The sequence below is a fragment of the Shimia abyssi genome (genome assembly GCF_003014475.1).
Taxonomy (GTDB): Bacteria; Pseudomonadota; Alphaproteobacteria; order Rhodobacterales; family Rhodobacteraceae; genus Shimia; species Shimia abyssi.
The window spans coordinates 1-17888 of the sequence record NZ_PYGJ01000031.1 but is presented as its reverse complement, the minus strand read 5'-3'; the positions used below and the strand labels follow the sequence as shown (position 1 = coordinate 17888).

Below are 17888 nucleotides of genomic sequence, written 5' to 3'. Positions count from 1 at the left end.
GACCCTCGATAAATTGCGTCATCAACAACCTCCGTACCAAATACAGAAATTATACCATCAGTCCGGTCAGAATGGGGGAGTTTTCACACAGCCTCTCCGCTTAGCTGCCGTCGATGCCCCGCGCAGCTAAGGTCTGGTAAGAGCCCAACTTGTGAATTCACTTTTTTCGCTGCGAGCGCGCGCAGCGCGAAAATCGCTGCAAGTGCTCAATCTACAACGCTGCGGGGCGGCAGAGATAGCCGCCGTTCGTTCATGATGCAGCGATGTTTTGGCGAGGAATTCACAGGTCGCGGGACCTAGCTGCCGTTCATTTTCAGCGCACAAACGCTTGGCATGCCCTCTGACCGGCTCAAGGCAGGCTCCCTGTGAAATCAATCTCTCGAGAGCTGAGCGCCATCGTCGTTTTGGGTTTCGTTCACCCAGGACGAATACCAAGCTCTCGTTTTCTCGTAGGAGAGTCCAAGATGTTCGTGCTGTGTCCACGGCCAATCGCTGCCCCACATCAAACGGGAAGGGCCTAGCGCCGAAAGGAGTTCCGAGAAAAGAGGAGCTGCTTTGTTGTGTAAGGCACTTGTTGGGCTGCTTGGAAACACACGATAAGGCGCTGAAACTTTCACAAAAAGCTGACCGGATCTATTGCCCACGAGATACTTGAAACCGGGACATTCGAGTGGTGCCGATTGGTTTGGTCTACCGAAATGATCAATGACGATTCTTTCACAGCGGTCTAGGAGCGCCGGAAGAATTGAGAGGATATCATGACTTTCGCAATGTAATTCCACATGCCAACCGAGTGTGTTAGCTACGCTCAGTACGTTCGACCAATCCTCTATGTTGAATCGCTCAATTTGATCTCGTTTTATGAGATTAAGACGCAGGCCAATTACTTGAGCTTTCGCCAAATCGACAAGTTCTTGCTCCGACGCATCTTGGCTTACGACGGCCACCCCACGAAATGTGAGATCGGAGTTCTTCCCGACTTCAAGTGCCTCAATCATATAAGAATTATCGCATCCAAGAAAGCTCGGCTGTACCAACAAGGCCCCGTCTAGACCAATTGTTCTTAGGTTGTCTGACAACATAGGCAGAGTTGCTGAGTTAGTAGGTGTGTAGCGCCGCCCCGGGGCGAACGGCAAATCCCTCTCAAAAACATGGACGTGAGCGTCAAAGTCTCCGCTTGGTTCGTCCATGAGAACGTTGGCGCCGGTTAGTTTCATGTTTAATATTGACTCCTATAGTCCTATAGAGGAGTATAGGTGCCAGGGTTTAGGAGGTCAATGATGCAAGGCAGTGTGCTTTCAGGAGATGACAGGTTGCCGAAGTACATGCGGCTTGCGGACAGCATTCGCACGGAAATCGCACTTGGAAAGCGCAGGCCAGGCGATCAGATCGCCTCCGAAGCAGAGCTTGCAATGCATTACGATCTTGCACCCGGAACAGTGCGCCAAGCCATCGCTATCCTAGTTGATGAACGAATACTGGAGCGTCAGCACGGAAAAGGTACCTTTGTACGCCATCCAAGATTTGACAGTTCAATGTTTCGGTTCTTTCGGTTCTTGGGCGCCGATGGGTTGGATCTAGAGCCAGAAAGCCGCATTTTGCGACGGTTGCTTCTGCCAGCACCCGAACATGTTGCGCAGGCGCTTTCGATTGACGTTGGTGCAGATGCGATCTTCATGAACCGGTTGCGTCTGGTTGACTCAAAGCCAGTGCTTGTCGAGGAAATTTGGCTTCCACTCCCGCGCTTTTCAGCATTCCTAGAGATTGAAGAGCGGGAAATCGGCCCGCTTCTTTACCCAGTTTACGATCGCGAATGCGGTCAGATCGTAGCTCGTGCCGAAGAGTATCTGACGGCCGAAGCTGCGGGAGTCGAGTTCTCGTCCATTCTCCAGATCGAACCATCGGAACCGGTCATCGTTATCGATCGGATCGCCTATGCCTACGACGATGTCGCGTTGGAGTGGAGGCGCAGCCGAGGGCTGGCGAAAGAATTCAATTACCACGCGAGTATTCGCTAACTCGAAGCGCTCTGAGGGGGCAAACATGAAAGAACTATTCTCGAATACACGACACGCGGCGTTTGGCCTCGCTTTAGGTGCGATGTCTTTTGCAGTGTCGGGTGCGCAAGCCGACGTAAGTTTCGAAGGTGAAACAGTTGAGTGGATTATCCCTTTCAATGAAGGAGGCGGATCAGATCGCTGGGCGCGTTTTTATGCGCCATTCCTTTCTGAAGCGCTTCCTGGCAAGCCAACGGTGGCCGTTATCAATATGCCAGGCGCTGGGTCAACTCGTGGCGCGAACCACTTTGCACAACGTGTCGACCCGGACGGGCTGACCATCTTCGGAAGCGGCGGCTCCACTCAGTTGCCATACCTGTTGGGTGATCCACGCGTTGAATATGAATACTCTGATTGGTCGGTTGTGCTGGTTTCATCCACGGGCGGCATTGTTTATTCAACGCCTGAGATCTCCGAAGCGTTTGCGGCTGATCCTGTTGCAACAATGGCTGAGAACATCTTCCTTCTGGGTTCCCAGGGCGCGACCCGTCTGGATTTGGTTCCGCTTCTTGGATTTGAGATGCTTGGCTTAGATGCACGGCCGGTGTTCGGCATTTCGGGTCGGGGCGAAGGCCGTTTGATGTTTGAGCGTGGTGAAGCCAACATCGATTGGCAAACCTCGTCTGGGTATCTCTCACGCGTTGTGCCCTTGGTTGAGCAAGGGCTCGCCGCACCTCTGTTTTCCTTCGGTGCGGTTGACGCAGATGGGGATATCGTTCGTGATCCGACTTTCCCGGATATCCCGACCTTCGTGGAAATCCTTGAGAAGGTTACAGGCGAGGCGCCGGCCGGCCCTGAATGGGAAGCTTGGAAGGCGTTCTTTGTTGCTGGTTTCTCGGCTCAGAAAATGGTTTTCCTGCCGGACGGCACCTCTGATGAAATCGTTGCTGCCTATGAAGCAGCCTTTGAAGAGGTCGTGGCAAACGCTGACTTCATCGCATCCTCAGGCAAGGAGCTGGGTGTCTATCCACAGGGCACAGGCGAGACTGCAGAGATACAGTTGAAACTTGGCACAACTATCTCTGAAGACACGCGGGGCTGGGTCGTCAATTGGCTACGTGAGAAGTTCAACGTTGATCTTTGATTGATCAAACCCTTCAGACAACCGGGTGGTCGCAGCGATTGCCCGGTTCTTAAATTATAAGAACGAGGGGTAGCCCGTGGATCTTCTCAATACAGCACTGCCCGCCTTGGCCGAGGCCGCGGGCATTATCGCAACGCCATCAACATTTCTCTATCTGTGTTTGGGTGTTGTGGTCGGCCTATGTGTGGGTGTTTTGCCGGGTCTTGGCGGCATCGCGGGCTTGTCTCTCGTCCTTCCATTTGTCTACGGGCTGGACACCGCGTCTGGTCTTGCATTGATGATCGGACTGGTGGCTGTCATTCCGACGTCTGATACATTCGCAAGTGTGCTTTTGGGGATTCCGGGTTCTGCGGCGTCTCAGGCCACTGTTTTGGACGGCTTCCCTTTATCAAGCCAAGGGCACGCAGCGCGCGCGTTGTCAGCAGCGTTTATGTCCTCTCTATTTGGCGGATTGTTTGGCGCTGCGGTTCTGAGTGTCTTTATTCTTGTGGCGCGGCCATTGGTCCTATCTTTCGGGGTGCCAGAGCTTTTGCTTCTTACGATTCTTGGTTTCTCGATGGTGTCGGTGCTATCAGGTCGCAGCCCGTTGAAAGGGCTGATCGCTGTTGCCTTGGGCATGATTGTGGCATCCATCGGGGAAGCGCCTGCCGAAGGGTCACAACGCATGACATTCGGCAACTGGTATCTTCAAGACGGGTTGACGCTTGTCATTGTCGGTCTGGGTATTTTCGCGATCCCTGAAATATTGGGGCTTTTGCGGGAAGATAAGCCGATTTCCAAATCCGGGGGTTTGGGATCAGGTTGGTTCGAAGGCATTCGGGACTGGTGGCAAAACAAATGGCTGTCGATCCGATGCGCAACGATTGGCGTGATTGTAGGGGTTATTCCCGGATTGGGTGGCGCCGTCGTTGATTGGATCGCCTACGGGCATACGGTTCAAACCACCAAAGACAGATCGCGTTTTGGCAAGGGCGAAATTCGCGGCGTGATCGGGCCGGAAAGTGCCAACAATGCCAAAGAAGGGGGCGGTCTCGTCCCGACGCTGCTCTTTGGCGTGCCCGGCTCTGGCGCGATGGCGGTTTTCCTTGCGGGCATGGTTTTGTTGGGCATCGAAGCAGGCCCGGCGATGATGCGCCAAGAGTTGCCGCTTACCTATTCGATCGTTTGGTCACTTGCGCTCGCAAATGTTGTAGGTGCTGGATTGGCGATTGCCCTATCTGGCGGGATTGCGCGTCTCACCACGATCCCATTCCCGTTATTCGCTCCATTCCTGTTAATCGTGATTTCGTTCACTGCATTCCAGTCAGGACGAACGATGTGGGACCTTGTTGCTTTGGTTTGTGTCGGCATACTTGGCATTATGCTCAAGCGGTTTGATTGGCCACGACCCGCCTTCTTGATTGGATTTGTCCTCGCTAGCCAAGCAGAAGTTTACACGTATCAGGCGACCCAAATCGCAACCGTTCGGCACACAATCGGCGGATGGTCCTCTGCTCTTGCGTATCTTCTCTCTCCGGTCGGGATTTGTATTCTGATTGTGATTGCAGGGTCTCTGTGGCTCGCAATGCGGAATAAGCCGCAAGGTGAGGATCATACCCCTCCGTTCGGTTCCAGAACAGCGCCGTTAATTTTCGCAGTATTCGTTGCTGCTGTTCTTGCCTTTGCAATGATTGATTCCATGGGGCTGTCTAGCTTTATAGACCAGATCTTCCCAATCTCTGTTTCAGCACTTGGGTTGTTAGCCGCGTTTGTTTTGATCTGGCAGGTCTGGCGAAACGCGGAGTCGCCGTCGCTGCATTATGATGCAGAGGCCGCGGAGACACTTCCCCCGCGTTCGATTTGGCAGGGTTTGTTTTGGATCGTTGGGCTGGTCGGCATGATAGCATCGTTCGGATTTGCAATTGGCGCGACACTTTTCGTTTCGCTATTCCTTATCTTTCGGGCAAACGTCCTCTGGTACAAAGCGGTCTCTGGCGGGTTGATCGGCGCTGGGTTGGTTGTCGGATTGTCCGAACTGTTGGGACGAGATCTCCCACAAAGTGTCATTCCAATGTTTCAGATAGGTTTCTGAGGCTCTTAAGGACGGAAGAAATCCATGCCCATGCTCCCTGTTTCTGGCAATTTGCAACTGCACTACCACCTGGATGACTTCAGCGATCCTTGGGACAAGAAGACGCCCATCTTTTTGCAGCACGGCAATGGTCGCTCCGGTGATTTCTGGTACCGTTGGGTGCCAGCTCTGGCAGCAAAATATGCGGTGATCCGACCCGATATGCGGGGGCTCGGCAAATCCTCTACGATCAGCGATCCGGAGAAGCAGTTGAGCGTTGAGGCTCTGATCGAGGACATTCTCCGCTTGCTGGACCATTTGAAAATCCCAAAAGTACATTTCTGTGGCGAGTCCATGGGAGGCATTTTAGGCATGGCGCTGGCCGCTCAGCACCCGGACCGGGTGGAATCACTGACGCTGGTTGCGGCGCCGGTTTTCATCGAAACGAAGATGAAACAAAAGTACTCCTTGGGATTTGGATCGCGCATCGAGGCGATGGAGCAGCTTGGAATTCGCAAGTGGGTCGCGGAGACCACCAGAATCACGCGGCTGTCGCAAGAAGAGAACCCAGGTCTATTTGATTGGTACGTGGAAGAGTTTTCCAAAGGCGACGCCACCACCCAAATTGCGATGTCCAAAATTGTCAACGCAGCCAACGCCAAGGATTTTCTCCCCAAGATTCACGTGCCAGTGCTCGGCCTGTACCCAACGAGCGGGCAAATAACGAGCGAACAGCAGATTGGCTTGCTGCATGAGGGTTTGGCGGATTTTCGTATTTGGCATGCTCCGACTCGGTTTCACATGATCCACTTGAGCCATCCCTACTTCTGCACGACCAAATTGCTAGAGTTTCTGGACCAGATCTAAGCCAGCCTCGTCGACGTCAAAGTCGAAATATTGGGCTTAGTAGGTTCAGTTGGGTCAATCCAAGACGCAATGTCACGCACGCGGTTGGACGCAATACCATGCAATTCCGAGGAACGATGACGATCTTCGACTGGCCCTGATCCGCCTCACCGAGAGCTAAGGCAGCCAAGGCTATCGGGAGATTCTCATATTGCTGCAGATCGAGGATTGGCAGGCGAAGTCTCGACTTTTGTTGTTTACTATTCCCGGCGGAACAACGAACGCCTCAACCGGGCCTACGCTCCGCAAAATGGTCATTCCGGCCCTTGAAGGCAGCCCAATGCGCGATCGTAGCACAGTGCCAGAACGGCTAGATGCCGGGGAAGCTCACCCCGAACGCGCGCTAGCCAGCACAACGCTGGCACGACTTGAGATCGTGTGCAGGGGCTAAAACTCAGGTCCGACGAAGGCCTTGTAGATGAAAACCACGCCAGCCACCGCGATCAATCCTTCGATCAGATGATTATGCGCGCGTGTGCCCATCAAGCGGACCAAACGGCTTGCAACCCATGTTCCGGGGAACGTGACCAGCCCCATAAAGAGACCAAGTAGGATCAGCCGTTGGTCCAAGAGCCCCATGCCGTAGAAGGTGCCTGATCTCGACAGCGCGTTGGCGAGGCCGATTACAGCGTCAGTCCCCAGCAGAAGCGGTCCGCTTAGGCCGATGCTATTGAAAAACGCGATGACCAGCATGCCCGATCCGGCGGCCGTTCCGCTCATAAACCCGAAGGCCAGCCCTAGACCGGCAATCGTTTTGATGCCCGGCTGAAACGAGGTGCGCTTCAGATAGCGGCGCACAGGCAAGATCAGGATCAGAACCGCGCCGAGAAAGCCAAGAAAGTAGTCATCCGGTATCTCGCGCAGGAAGCTCGCGCCAAGATAAATGCCGGGTAATGACGCGACCGTGAACTGGATCGCAGGCTTCCAGGCAATCGTGCGCCAGTAAAAATAAATGCGAGAAAGATTCGCGCAGATCGCATAGACCGCGATCAGGGGGATGACCGCTTTAGGCCCGACCACCGGGGTCAGTACAATGACGATGATGAATGAACCGCCAAAGCCCCCCAAACCACTGACGAGGGCTCCGGCAAAGGCCGCCGCCGCTATCATAGCGTACTCGAAGAGCATTGCATCGGACACTCTGGGCGTCAGTGCGCCATCAGCACTGGGATCTCTGCGTGTTTGAGCATGTGGCTTGTGACGCCACCCAGAAGCCTGTGGCGCAAGCGGGTATGCGCGTAGGCGCCTGTCACAAGCAAATCGCAACTCTGGCCGGTCGCCAGATTGAGAAGGGCGGCGCCGGTGGACGCGGCCTTTTCGTCAAGAAGCTGAATCTCAGCGGATACTCCATGATAGGCTAGGTAATCGGCTGCATCCCGTGCGGTCGGTCTATCCGATGGGGTGTCTGTTCTGGCCCCAATAATCACACCCGAGGCGCGCTTGAGGAAGGGCAGCGCCTGCCGGACTGCCTTTGTGCATTCCAGCCCGCCATCCCAGCCGATGAGGGCCTTAGTGATTTCAATCTCCCTCATGCCGCGCGGCACGAGAAAAACGGGCCGCCCGGTGTGAAGGATAGCCTCTTCGAATGTCGCGGTCGCATCGCCCGATTTTGAATGCGGGATCACGATAAGATCACTGACCCGACCATGAACCGCGACAAGTTCGCTTCTTGCTCCGTTGATCTCGTACCAGGACGCCGTTGGCAACCCGTCTTCAGGCTTAACCGAAACGACAACGTGGTTCTCGTTGCAAAGCTGTTCAAAGTTTTCCCTCAACTCGCCGCGGTTCTGGTTCGCATCGCCATCCATGATCGAAGTGACCTGCTCGCGCACGGTGGCCGACAGAGCAAAAAGCTCTGTCCCAAGCAGGTCGCTTGGTTTCGACTGAGCAAAAATGACCTTGAGGTGAGCGTTGAAGTGACGGGCGAGCGACAGGGCACCCCGTAAACGTTCGATCTCGTTGCCGCGCGAATAAACCGGCATTAGAATGACTTTGGGATCCATGAGTGTTATTCCCCTTTAGTGATGGCCGCCAACGCGTTGATGTCTTTAATTTCCTCAAGGCTCCAAACAGCGTCGGCGATAGCATTGGACACTTTACTTCCAAGGATCGGCGATATTAGTTCGAGCGCTTTTGTCTGTACGTCCTCAGGCGACATCGGGTTGCCCGGCGTGCCGTAGACGACCTTGGTATGATGGCTGAACGTGGCACCACCCTTGGTACCGATCTCTAAGATTGCCTGCCGGGCTGGCCGCGCGATTGTGAGTTCATGGGACGGAATGACCGTCATCTTTTCGCGCAAGGCCAGAACGGCCGGATCGCGCATTCTTGCTTTGTCATGGCTGGTCAAGAAACTCGCGCCGCCGTCGATCAGCGTGAGGGCAACCATATGCTGAAGGCAGACATCCGGCATGTCACGGTTGTCGACGATTGTCAGACGGTCATCGGGCATGATGAGATCGATCGTTTCAATATCAGCAATGTCGAGCCCTTGATCCAGAAGTGCCATGGCCGCGTCGAGGGCCGCCTGAATTGGCGAGCCGACGCACCATTTTTTGATCGACGCCTCCATGATCTCGAAACGCGTGCCGAGGCCAGCGATCAGGACATCCGCGTCAGGATTTTCGGCAAATGCCGAAAGATAGTTTAGCTTGCCCTCCAGCGGGTCCTGAACCCCAGTCAGCCCGGCCTCGACCATCAACGCTGCAGCCACACCATTGCGCGCGCCCATGCCGCCGAAGTCGAAGGCTTTCTCGACATGCTCGCGATCGCGTTCCCAATAAGGGATGCCGCTGGCTTGCTGGATTGTGTAGGATAGCGCAGAGGCCGCCTTTTGCTTATCAAATCCCATCAGTGACGAGGCAGCCGCCGATGCCCCAAAAAGGGCCCCTAGGCTGTGGGTGCTGTGGGTTGCCGTCCGGGGACCCGAAACCCCCAAAGCCATCGAAAATCGCGCACCTATATCGTAGCCCGCCGCCACCGCGTTCAGAACCGCCTTGCCCGATGCCCCGCGAGCCTCGCCCACGGCAAGGGCTGCCGGCACAACCGCACAACCGGGATGAAATCGGCCTTCGAGATGGCTGTCGTCGGTTTCGTCAGCGTGGCCCGAAATCCCGTTGGCCAATGCGGCATTGATTGCCGTTGTCCGGATATCGGAGCCCCAGACCGTTGCTTCGGGCGTGCCGCCCTGGGTCGCGATGAACCCCGTCGCCAGCCGTCCCGCTTTCAGGTGCGCGCCCGAGATGACGGCGGCCAGCGTGTCGAGCAGATGGCACTTGGTCTTCGTTGCAACCTCGACCGGCAGGTCCTGACCGGCGACGGACGTGATATAGTCCGCCACCGTCTGCGTCGTGCCCTCAGGGGCTCGCATGTCAGGATCGTTCTTGGGCATCAGGCAGAGACCGTATCCATGATGTCACTGAGGCCCGGCAGGGTTTCAAAGTCGCGGGCGAGCTTGAGAAACGCTTCCATCTTTTCCTCGCTCAGAACGCCGGCTGAGGCGTCCCTGAACTTGTCCGAAACCTCTTCATAGGTCAGCGGGTTTTTCGGCCCACCCCGGTAGTGCGGATCGGACTGCTCAAAATATGTGTGCCCATCTTTGGTCGTCAGTGTGATGCGGGCGACGATGACGCCCTTTCCCATCTCTACGATCTCGGGGTCCAGTTCTGCCGTCACCTTTGTCTGCATCTCCTGGCATTCGGGAGACTGCACGAAGGCGTCGGAAAACTCGGCAAGCCCGGCCTTACGACGCAGAACAATGGCGGCCATCTGGAACGCAACACAGAATTTCGCTTCCAGCTCGTTATTCGCATGAGGGATTCGCAGCGGTCCGGGGGTAATCACGTTTGCGCCTGTACGGACCTCGATTTTCTCGACGTCCTCGGGCTTGATGTCGTGCTTCTCGACGAGTTTCTTCATCGTATCCATGCCGGGATGGCCCACCACGCCGCTGGGGTAGGGCTTGATCGACGTACCGGGATAGATGATCGCCCAAGGGTCGCCCATGCGCCCGATGATCTTGGTGGGATCATACCCACCACCGAAGGCCTCGAAGAAACCGCGCCCGGCTTCGAGCGCGTGGGCCGGCCCATCCATCCCGAGCGAGGCAAAACGGGCAGCTGTCACCCCGTTTTCAGCTGCGCGCGACATATTCAGCGGCTTCGACATGGTGCCGTGATTGGCCCCCACACCTGCCGACATCGTCGAGGCCATACCCATGGCATTTGACATCTGTTTGTAATCCAGCCCAAGAAGCTTCCCGGCGGCGATCGTCGCCCCGAAGATGCCGATTGTGCCGCTGGTGTGAAATCCGCGCCCGCCCGTGAAGTGGTCGGCATTGATAGCCTCGGCAATCTTCACCTGCACCTCAAAGCCCAGAATGAACGCGGTCAGGAACTCCTCCGCCGAGACGTTCAAGTGTTCGCCGACCGCAAAACAAGCCGAAAGCGGTTGAACGGTCGGGTGAATGAGGACGGACCGGTCTTTTTCCTCGGACAGCGCCGTATCATCGAAATCCAGCGCATGGCCCGACATTCCGTTGATTTGGGCCGCGACGTGAAGCGGCACGCGCATGCTGTCTTTGCCAAGTGTACGCGCCTCTTCGGCACCACCGACTTGGCGGGCGAGTCTGCGCAGAATGTCCGGTGCAGGTTCCTTCGAGCCAGCCATCATGCAAGCCGTGCCATCCACGATGCAGCGTTTGGCGATCTCGATGGCTTCGCTTGGCAGGTCTGCATAGTTGGTGCCGAGGGCGAATTTCACCAGTTCGTGGGTGACGCCGTTTTTGGCGGTTTGGTCAAGAGCCATGGGTCGATCCTATTGAAGAGGCCAGGGAAGGGAGAGGTAGTTTTGCAGAAGGCCGGTTGGGTAGCGCAGGGTGAGTTGATCGGAGATGATCCCGAGAAAGAGAATGAATCCGACCCCGCCTAGGATTGCCTTCCACCAGAGGACATGCGCCGCGCGATAAAGAAACAGCGCGATGAAGGTCGCAATGCCGAGTACGAAGCCGACGATCCCCGAAAACAGAAGCATCACGATCAGCATTCCGATGTAGAACTCTGCCGAGCGCCCCCCTTCGGGCACGGATTTCAGTTCTGCATCGTAGAAGAAATCGGACGGTGCGCGCTTGAAGGCCATCATCAGAACCACAGGTGCCAGGAACACCAGAGTGCTGACCGAGGCGACCAATGGATACATCCCGGTAAGCGAGTTGAATTTCAACGCGTCCTGAAAGACATAAAGCGAGAGCGCGATGACCCCGATGACGAAAGCCCACTGCGGCACAAGCCGCAAATGGCTGTGCGGGCCGTCGACAGTGACTGGCTCTGAGCTCTTTTGTTTGAAGAAGACGGCAAGCGCGATCGAAAGGGCCGTCAGCACGATAAGGAATTGAACGATCGGGCGCTCGATGAACGTGATCCCGTAGAGCGTGACCGTCTGGTATACCGAGGCCTCAACGCGGGTCGACAACACAAATCCAATCAAGAGCGCAGGCCGCGACCAGCCGAAGCGTTTCATGTAAATCCCAAGAACCGAAAGCAGCAACAGCGCAATCAGGTCGCCCCAGTTCCGCGTCGCCTGAAAGGCGGCAAAAAAGATTAGGCCAATCATGAACGGAGCGATCAGGGTGTATTTGATCGTTGTGATCCGCGCGATCTGCGGGGCTAGAAAGAAACAGATGCCCGCGCCCACGATATTGGCCACCGCGATGGACCAGATCATCAGATAGACCTTGTCCATGTTGTTATCGATCATGTCCTTTCCCGGCTCGATGCCGATCAGGATCAGCCCGCCAAGCAGGATCGCCATACTGCCCGAGCCAGGGATTCCTAGGAGAAGGGTTGGGACAAGCGCCCCGCCTTCTTTGGCGTTGTTTGCAGATTCCGGTGCCACAACACCGCGCGGGTCACCCGTCCCGTAGCTCTCGCGGTTTTTTGTCGTCTGGACTGCGTGGCCGTAGGCGATCCAGTCCACCACGCTACCGCCTAGCCCCGGCAACGCTCCGATCAGCGAGCCAATCATTGAGCAGCGTAGGGACAGCCACCAGTTCTTCCTCCAATCGTGGAACCCTTTCGCCCACCCTGTGCGCTCCAATCGGCCAGTTTCGGAAATTGTCGACTGGCGGCGCAGAAGATCCACAATCTCGGGCGTCGCGAACATCGCAAGACCAATAATAACGAGGGGCAACGGATCGAGCAGGTATTCCGTGCCAAACGCGGCGCGCTGAACACCGGAGAGCGGCGCTGATCCCAGCGCACCCAGCAAGAGACCGAGACTGCAGGCTGCCAGCCCTTTCCAAATGTTCGCTCCCGTGAGGATGCCGACCATCGAAAGCGCAAGGATCACCAGCATCAACTGCTCACCGAACCCAATCTGCAGGATGATGGGCGTCGCAAATACAACGGCGAAGGACAGAACAAAGGCGCCGAAGATGCCGCCAAAAAGTGACGAAATAAACGCGATAGAAAGAGCCCGCGTGCCTTCGCCTTTCTTCGTCATCGGGAACCCATCGAGCACCGTGGCCTGGGATCCGGATGTACCGGGGATGCCCATCAGCACCGAGGGAAAAGTGTCGGAGGTCGTCGTCACCGCAAGAAGGCCAATCATCATAGCTAGCGCAGAACTTGGCTCCATACCGAAGACGATTGGAAGAAGAAGGGCCAGGCCAGCCGTGCCGCCAAGTCCCGGCAGGATTCCAACCACGAGTCCAACGATGACCCCGGCCAAGAGGGCCAGCATTGTCTGGAGTGTGGCCAGTTGAGCCAGCGCGGCGATCGCTGCTTCGTACATATCACTCTTCCCCGTTTGGTATTTTTTTTGCGTCGCCGACCTGTGGGTTTAGCGGACGCTGCGTGAGTGTATCGTTTGGCTACCGGAATAGCCGCCGGTCAAAGCGGGGCGGCGCCGAAATGGCCCCGCCCAACTAGGTTTGAACTATAGGTCTAGTTCAGGGAGGTATCGAAGCGCTCCATCAGGAACTCTGCAGCCCATTCGCGGACTTCCGGAGCAATTGCCGTACCGGTGGCCATGGCCTGTTGAGTTTCGTCGCCAAAGTTCAAGGGCATGGAACCGATCTCGCGGGGGAGCGCGGCGATGATTTCTGGATCAGACGTCACATTTCTCATCGCGTCGATATAGGCCTGACGGATATTGTCGGGCGTGCCCGGCGGCAGCATGACGGCCTTCGACAGCATTACCTTGGCATTCATCAGCGCCTGCTGCATCTCATAGGCGGTACCGCTTGGTTCTTCGCCCCTCACCGCTTCATAGAACTCGGGGAAAGTGGGGGTATTGGGCAGATCCGGGTCGCGCTGCAGGTCACCATTCTCGTCAATAACACCGTAGCTCCAGACAGGGTTAACCTCGGGATCATCGCCGTAGTCCTTGAGGTAGGACCTTACGTTGTCGGTGTTTACGTTCATCTCACCACGCTGGAACGCAGCTTCTGCGTCCTTAGAAGCCAGACCGAATATGTAACGAGCGTCTACTCCGAGCATCTCCATTGACACGAAATCCAAAAGCTCCGCCGATAGCGGCGTTTCTGTTCCGAACCGGATGTTAGCGGACTTCAGAGCTTCATAATCAGCCATCATATCTTCATGGCCAAGCCCCAAGTCATCACTGATCGCGTACATGGTGGCGCCACGAGCAAAGCCCGTTACCGCAACCCAATCATTTGGGTTGTACCTGGCAACGTCCGAACCAAGGATTACGGGCAGAAGCGACGAAGTCGAAGCCATGATTAGCATTGTCCCGTCGTTCGGAGCGTTTTCATGGAAGCCATTGGATGCAATCACCGAGCCTCCTCCGGGCTGGTTCAGGACGATTACGTTGGGATTGCCAGGCAGGTGCTCTCCCAGTTTGGCTTGCAATAGACGCGTCAGGCGGTCAGTGCCGCCACCTTCGCTGAAGCCGACAATCCAGGTCACAGTCTGACCTTCAAGCGTGAAGTCATCGGCCAAAACAGTGTTCGGCGCTGACAGCGCAAGGGCTGCAGCCGCGCCCATAAGCAGTTTCTTTAGTCCACTCAGCATGGATAGTCCTCCCTTAGTCGAAGCGGCTATTCATTCGGATAGCCGTTCAAGATTAATTGTTCGAACAGGTTGACACCGTGCGATAATTTACACAAATTCAAAAAAATCAGGTATTAGTGAGGCATGGGAATTTATAAATGATCCGTGACACTTCTCTCGGCGAAATTATCGCGTTCGTCACCGTTGCGAGGCTTGGGAGTTTCGCGATGGCCGCGGAAGAACTACTTGTAACTCAATCTGCGTTATCCAAACGAATCAAGAAAATTGAAGACTCCATCGGTGCGCCTCTGCTTGATCGGACCACTCGTTCGGTCGCAGTTTCAGCCCTTGGGAGGGAATTTTTGCCCAAGGCGAAGCGAATTATCGAAGACTACAACCGCTCGCTTAACGACATGTCTGAACTTGTGAAGGTGCGCAAAGGCATCGTCACGCTGTCCTGCAATATGACGTTATCGGACACGCTACTGCCGGAAATCATCGATCGGTTCAAAACCTCCCACCCAAATATCCGTGTCAGGGTACACGAGGACTCAAGCCCACAAGCACTTGAACGGGTCATTAGTGGGCAGTCTGAATTAGCCCTCGGCACGCTGGGTGAACCTCATCCTGAGCTAGACTTCGAGCAATTGATTGACGACCGCTTTGTCATTGCTTGTCACAAGAACCACCCCCTAGCGACGGTAACGTCGACCACTTGGGAGGAGGTGAAGAACCAGCACTTCATCCTGCTTAGGCCGGAGAGCGGTACACGCAAACTCCTACAACGCCACCTCGGCACTCTCTACGATGTGCTTTCGAACGACATACAGGTCGGGCATTTCCATTCGCAACTTAGCCTCGTCGCACGGGGGATTGGAATAGCGGCGACTCCCTCCCTCATAAGACTCTCAGGGCGCGACCTCGACATTGTGATCATCCCAATTTCTGAACCAACAGTCAGCCGAAAACTTGGAATTGTGACTTACAAAGGCCGTGCCCTGTCCCCGGCTGCCGAGAAACTTCGTGAAGTAGCCGTCTCGGTCATGCAAAGCGCTGATGGCTAGCCCGATTTCTTTGGTCCGGCGCGATTGTTTTTGCATGCCTGGCTACCGGTTCATCTAAGCGATGGTTTTCGCACAGTTAATCGACGCCCGTGAATGACCGGTTCGGAGGCATGCGCCACGCTGCAACAACAAACGTTCTGCATGAGCGAGCAAATGCTGCGTCAGCAATAGCGGTGCCAGCAAACGGCAGGTTTGTCCCGCAACTCGGTCATAGCCTCGATTTTTGCCAACGTCTGGTGTCGGTAAAAGCTGCCGTTGCATTCGTGACCGGTTTATAGGTCCAGAGCCTAGGCCGTTTCCTCTTTTCCGAGGTAACTTTTTCAGCCTACAAAATGTAGTCAAAAAGTGTGCGTGCAAGGTGAAATCCCCTATATACTCCGCACACCTCGCACACACTCCCTACAGTCGTGCCGCTACGCGGCGACACGACACCGACTGTAGGAGTGTGCAGCGCGTGCTGAGCATGTGCGTACTAACCTAGCACACCTCACACAAAATCACCCTCAAGAAGAGAAATCGAGCACTCACGACGGATGCATCGATACGTCAGTATCCGAGCCTGATATCAGCACCCGCAATGCAAAGTTCTCACTCGCCCCAACCCAGACACCAGCAGCCGGCCGCAGACGGGGCACCCGTCGAAGCCCGTGCTGCCCAAACAGCGCCGATCCCCCTCATCAACAGCACACGCCGACATCACGCCTGACGCGGACACCAGCATCAGAGTGCTGCCGAATACCCATCGATCCGGTATCAACCCGACTACCCTGCCACCCAGCACCTGCACACAGCCACGCACAGCCCCCCTCTCATGCGCGCTGGCTGCTCAGCCACCCACCCCCAGCCCGGATGCCGCCCAGACACGCGGGCAGCATCGCCCAGGGCGGGGGTGGGGTGAAACCCGAAGCGGGGGTCCGCCACCGCGCAGGGGAGCTTTCTTTAACTCCTAATGCATTTTTTCACCTGACAAAAAATTATTTCAGGAAAGGGGGGGGGAGCCGCTATAATGGCCCTATCGCGCCCCCCGGCGCCCTCGATTTGGAGCGATACATGGGACAACGAACCGAAAGCACATCACATCAGGTCAAAGCAGCCCAGCATGCGTTGCTTTATCACGAATGGCCCGAAGAAGCTGGCACTGCGGTCGAGACCGACCTCGCCATGTACCAAAAACTCCAGCAGCAGCGCGCACACGCGGACTGGACACCGTCCGATCTGATTAGCCTGGCAAACCTGAGCAAGTTGCAGACAGACGTCGTACGCGAGCACGACAAACTCCGCGCTGAAGGGCTGATCACCTATGGAGGCAAGTCTGGCTTCACACCAATCCAGAACCCTCGCCAACGGATCGTCCAAGATCTAAATTCAAGTATCAATTCGCTGGCCCGCAGACTGGGCCTGACCTCAAAATCGCTTAACGAAAAACGCGCCGCAGCATCGCGGACTGAAGCCGAGCGGAAAGCACGCGAAGTTTTGAGCCCAGAAGCCACCGGCGGAAAGAGCCGCAGCGGCAGAGACCTGATGTGACGGCGCCGCAACAACGGATGAGGGCACGAACGTCATCATCGGTATGGCAGTGGCCGCAGTCGAGGGTGTGTTCACCCGGTCGATGGCAAGCGGCCAAGGCTCATTTGCGCGGGCGCTTGAAGGCAACTATTCGGCTCGAAGGAAACTCTAATGGCAAACCACGATGATGAATGTCCTGTCTGCGAGGGTCCGTGCGGGTTCTACGATGACGGTGAAGGCCTGTGTCGCGAGCTCTTGCGCCTAAGCGAGCGGCAAAATGCTGTCGATCAGGCAACAACAGAATTTCTTGGATTGCTGTACGTCGCGCAGGAGCGAGGCAAACGCCGGGTGCATTGACCGTCGCGGGTGTGGTCGGTGAATGTGAAAAAATTTCACTTTTGGGTGATCGCTAATTTTTTGCGATCAAACCAGCCGCTGCCGAGTCGCGGCACACAGCGCCGGGTGATTCTTTCGTATGGGCACTCATATGGGCCCGCCCAGAACCACTTCGCAAATGTAAGCATTATCGAGACGTTAACTGCCAATCTAGGCGGACACCTCCTCCGCCATTTATCGCCCCCCTCACCTGGCTTGCGGCCGCAAGCCTATGAAGTGGCGTGATTTTACACTTGATATTGTGTTTCGGTTGCGGTTCCCCACAAGAAATAATGTGGGGTAATTTGTGGGGTGGGTATCGATGGGCGGCAAAACGATGGCTGGGAAGGCCAAGGGGCCTCACTACGAAAAGAGATTGTCAGCCAGTTTTATCAGCAAAGCGCCCCCTAGCCGGCATACAGACGGTGGCGGCTTGTATCTCGTTGTTGATAAGTACGGCGCTTGACGCTGGCTCTTGCGCATCACCGTCAAAGGGGTTCGAAGGGATTACGGTCTTGGGTCGGCGGGTCCTGTCGGCCTTGCAGATGCGAGAGCCAAAGCCTTTGAATATCGAAGGATTGCAAGTGCAGGACCAGACCCCAAAGTCGCCATGTCTGGAGAAGAAACCTCCATGCTATTTCGGACCGCCGCTCAAACCTACCACGAGACGGTTGTCATCCCTTCAAGTCGAAATGGGAAGCATGTGGATCAGTGGATCAACACCCTGAAAACCTACGCATTGGGGATGATATGGTGCGCCGCGAGAATGCTTCATGCCCTTGTCTTGTAGCCATTCTGCCAAGTCGCCTGAGACGTAACTGGACCCATTATCAC

Annotated in this window: 14 protein-coding genes and 2 pseudogenes; 8 read left to right on the top strand and 8 right to left on the bottom strand. The window is 55.9% G+C overall.

Features of this window, described 5'->3' with window-relative positions:
• Window positions 1–371: 371 nt before the first annotated feature.
• Window positions 372–1217, bottom strand: a complete 846-nt coding sequence (locus CLV88_RS22400) for an amidohydrolase family protein (RefSeq protein WP_106610635.1) — start codon at window positions 1215–1217, stop codon at window positions 372–374.
• 63 nt (window positions 1218–1280) lie between these two features.
• Here CLV88_RS22400 and CLV88_RS22395 point away from each other — a divergent pair, with 63 nt between their 5' ends.
• The 5 genes from CLV88_RS22395 (at window position 1281) to CLV88_RS22905 (ending at window position 6488) form a co-directional block, all read left to right on the top strand.
• Window positions 1281–2018: a GntR family transcriptional regulator gene (locus tag CLV88_RS22395; RefSeq protein ID WP_165798980.1), complete on the top strand. Its 738-nt coding sequence runs from the start codon at window positions 1281–1283 to the stop codon at window positions 2016–2018.
• A gap of 25 nt (window positions 2019–2043) precedes the next feature.
• Window positions 2044–3141, top strand: a complete 1098-nt coding sequence (locus CLV88_RS22390) for a type 2 periplasmic-binding domain-containing protein (protein WP_243403763.1) — start codon at window positions 2044–2046, stop codon at window positions 3139–3141.
• Window positions 3142–3217: 76 nt separating this feature from the next.
• A complete protein-coding gene (locus CLV88_RS22385; RefSeq protein ID WP_106610634.1) occupies window positions 3218–5212 on the top strand; it encodes a tripartite tricarboxylate transporter permease in 1995 nt (664 codons plus the stop codon).
• Window positions 5213–5236: 24 nt separating this feature from the next.
• The gene (locus CLV88_RS22380) at window positions 5237–6058 is read left to right on the top strand and encodes an alpha/beta fold hydrolase (protein WP_106610633.1); all 822 of its coding nucleotides are present in this window, start codon (window positions 5237–5239) and stop codon (window positions 6056–6058) included.
• Window positions 6059–6248: 190 nt separating this feature from the next.
• Window positions 6249–6488, top strand: a complete 240-nt coding sequence (locus tag CLV88_RS22905; RefSeq protein ID WP_133170034.1) for a hypothetical protein — start codon at window positions 6249–6251, stop codon at window positions 6486–6488.
• Here the strand turns inward: CLV88_RS22905 and CLV88_RS22375 are convergent.
• From CLV88_RS22375 to CLV88_RS22350, 6 genes are all read right to left on the bottom strand, one after another.
• Window positions 6485–7237: a sulfite exporter TauE/SafE family protein gene (locus CLV88_RS22375; RefSeq protein ID WP_133170033.1), complete on the bottom strand. Its 753-nt coding sequence runs from the start codon at window positions 7235–7237 to the stop codon at window positions 6485–6487. The genes CLV88_RS22905 and CLV88_RS22375 overlap by 4 nt on opposite strands.
• An 8-nt stretch (window positions 7238–7245) precedes the next feature.
• The gene (locus tag CLV88_RS22370) at window positions 7246–8100 is read right to left on the bottom strand and encodes a universal stress protein (protein WP_106610631.1); all 855 of its coding nucleotides are present in this window, start codon (window positions 8098–8100) and stop codon (window positions 7246–7248) included.
• A gap of 5 nt (window positions 8101–8105) precedes the next feature.
• On the bottom strand, window positions 8106–9488 hold the full coding sequence (locus CLV88_RS22365; RefSeq protein ID WP_106610630.1) for an MmgE/PrpD family protein: 1383 nt from the start codon (window positions 9486–9488) through the stop codon (window positions 8106–8108).
• Complete coding sequence (locus CLV88_RS22360; protein ID WP_106610629.1) at window positions 9488–10903, bottom strand: MmgE/PrpD family protein; 1416 nt, start codon at window positions 10901–10903, stop codon at window positions 9488–9490. The genes CLV88_RS22365 and CLV88_RS22360 overlap by 1 nt, the downstream gene beginning before the upstream one ends.
• A 9-nt stretch (window positions 10904–10912) precedes the next feature.
• On the bottom strand, window positions 10913–12886 hold the full coding sequence (locus tag CLV88_RS22355; protein ID WP_106610628.1) for a tripartite tricarboxylate transporter permease: 1974 nt from the start codon (window positions 12884–12886) through the stop codon (window positions 10913–10915).
• 152 nt (window positions 12887–13038) lie between these two features.
• The gene (locus tag CLV88_RS22350; protein ID WP_106610627.1) at window positions 13039–14130 is read right to left on the bottom strand and encodes a Bug family tripartite tricarboxylate transporter substrate binding protein; all 1092 of its coding nucleotides are present in this window, start codon (window positions 14128–14130) and stop codon (window positions 13039–13041) included.
• A gap of 137 nt (window positions 14131–14267) precedes the next feature.
• Between CLV88_RS22350 and CLV88_RS22345 the strand changes: the two genes are divergently transcribed.
• The 3 genes and pseudogenes from CLV88_RS22345 to CLV88_RS23825 all read left to right on the top strand — a co-directional run.
• Window positions 14268–15173 carry a LysR family transcriptional regulator gene (locus tag CLV88_RS22345; RefSeq protein ID WP_106610626.1) on the top strand — a complete coding sequence of 302 codons (906 nt, stop codon included), beginning with the start codon at window positions 14268–14270 and terminating at the stop codon, window positions 15171–15173.
• 1050 nt (window positions 15174–16223) lie between these two features.
• A complete protein-coding gene (locus CLV88_RS22340; RefSeq protein WP_106610625.1) occupies window positions 16224–16700 on the top strand; it encodes a hypothetical protein in 477 nt (158 codons plus the stop codon).
• 829 nt (window positions 16701–17529) lie between these two features.
• Window positions 17530–17649, top strand: a pseudogene (locus CLV88_RS23825) (integrase); the annotation flags it as partial.
• 135 nt (window positions 17650–17784) lie between these two features.
• Here the strand turns inward: CLV88_RS23825 and CLV88_RS23530 are convergent.
• Window positions 17785–17888: pseudogene (locus CLV88_RS23530) on the bottom strand (integrase catalytic domain-containing protein); the annotation flags it as partial.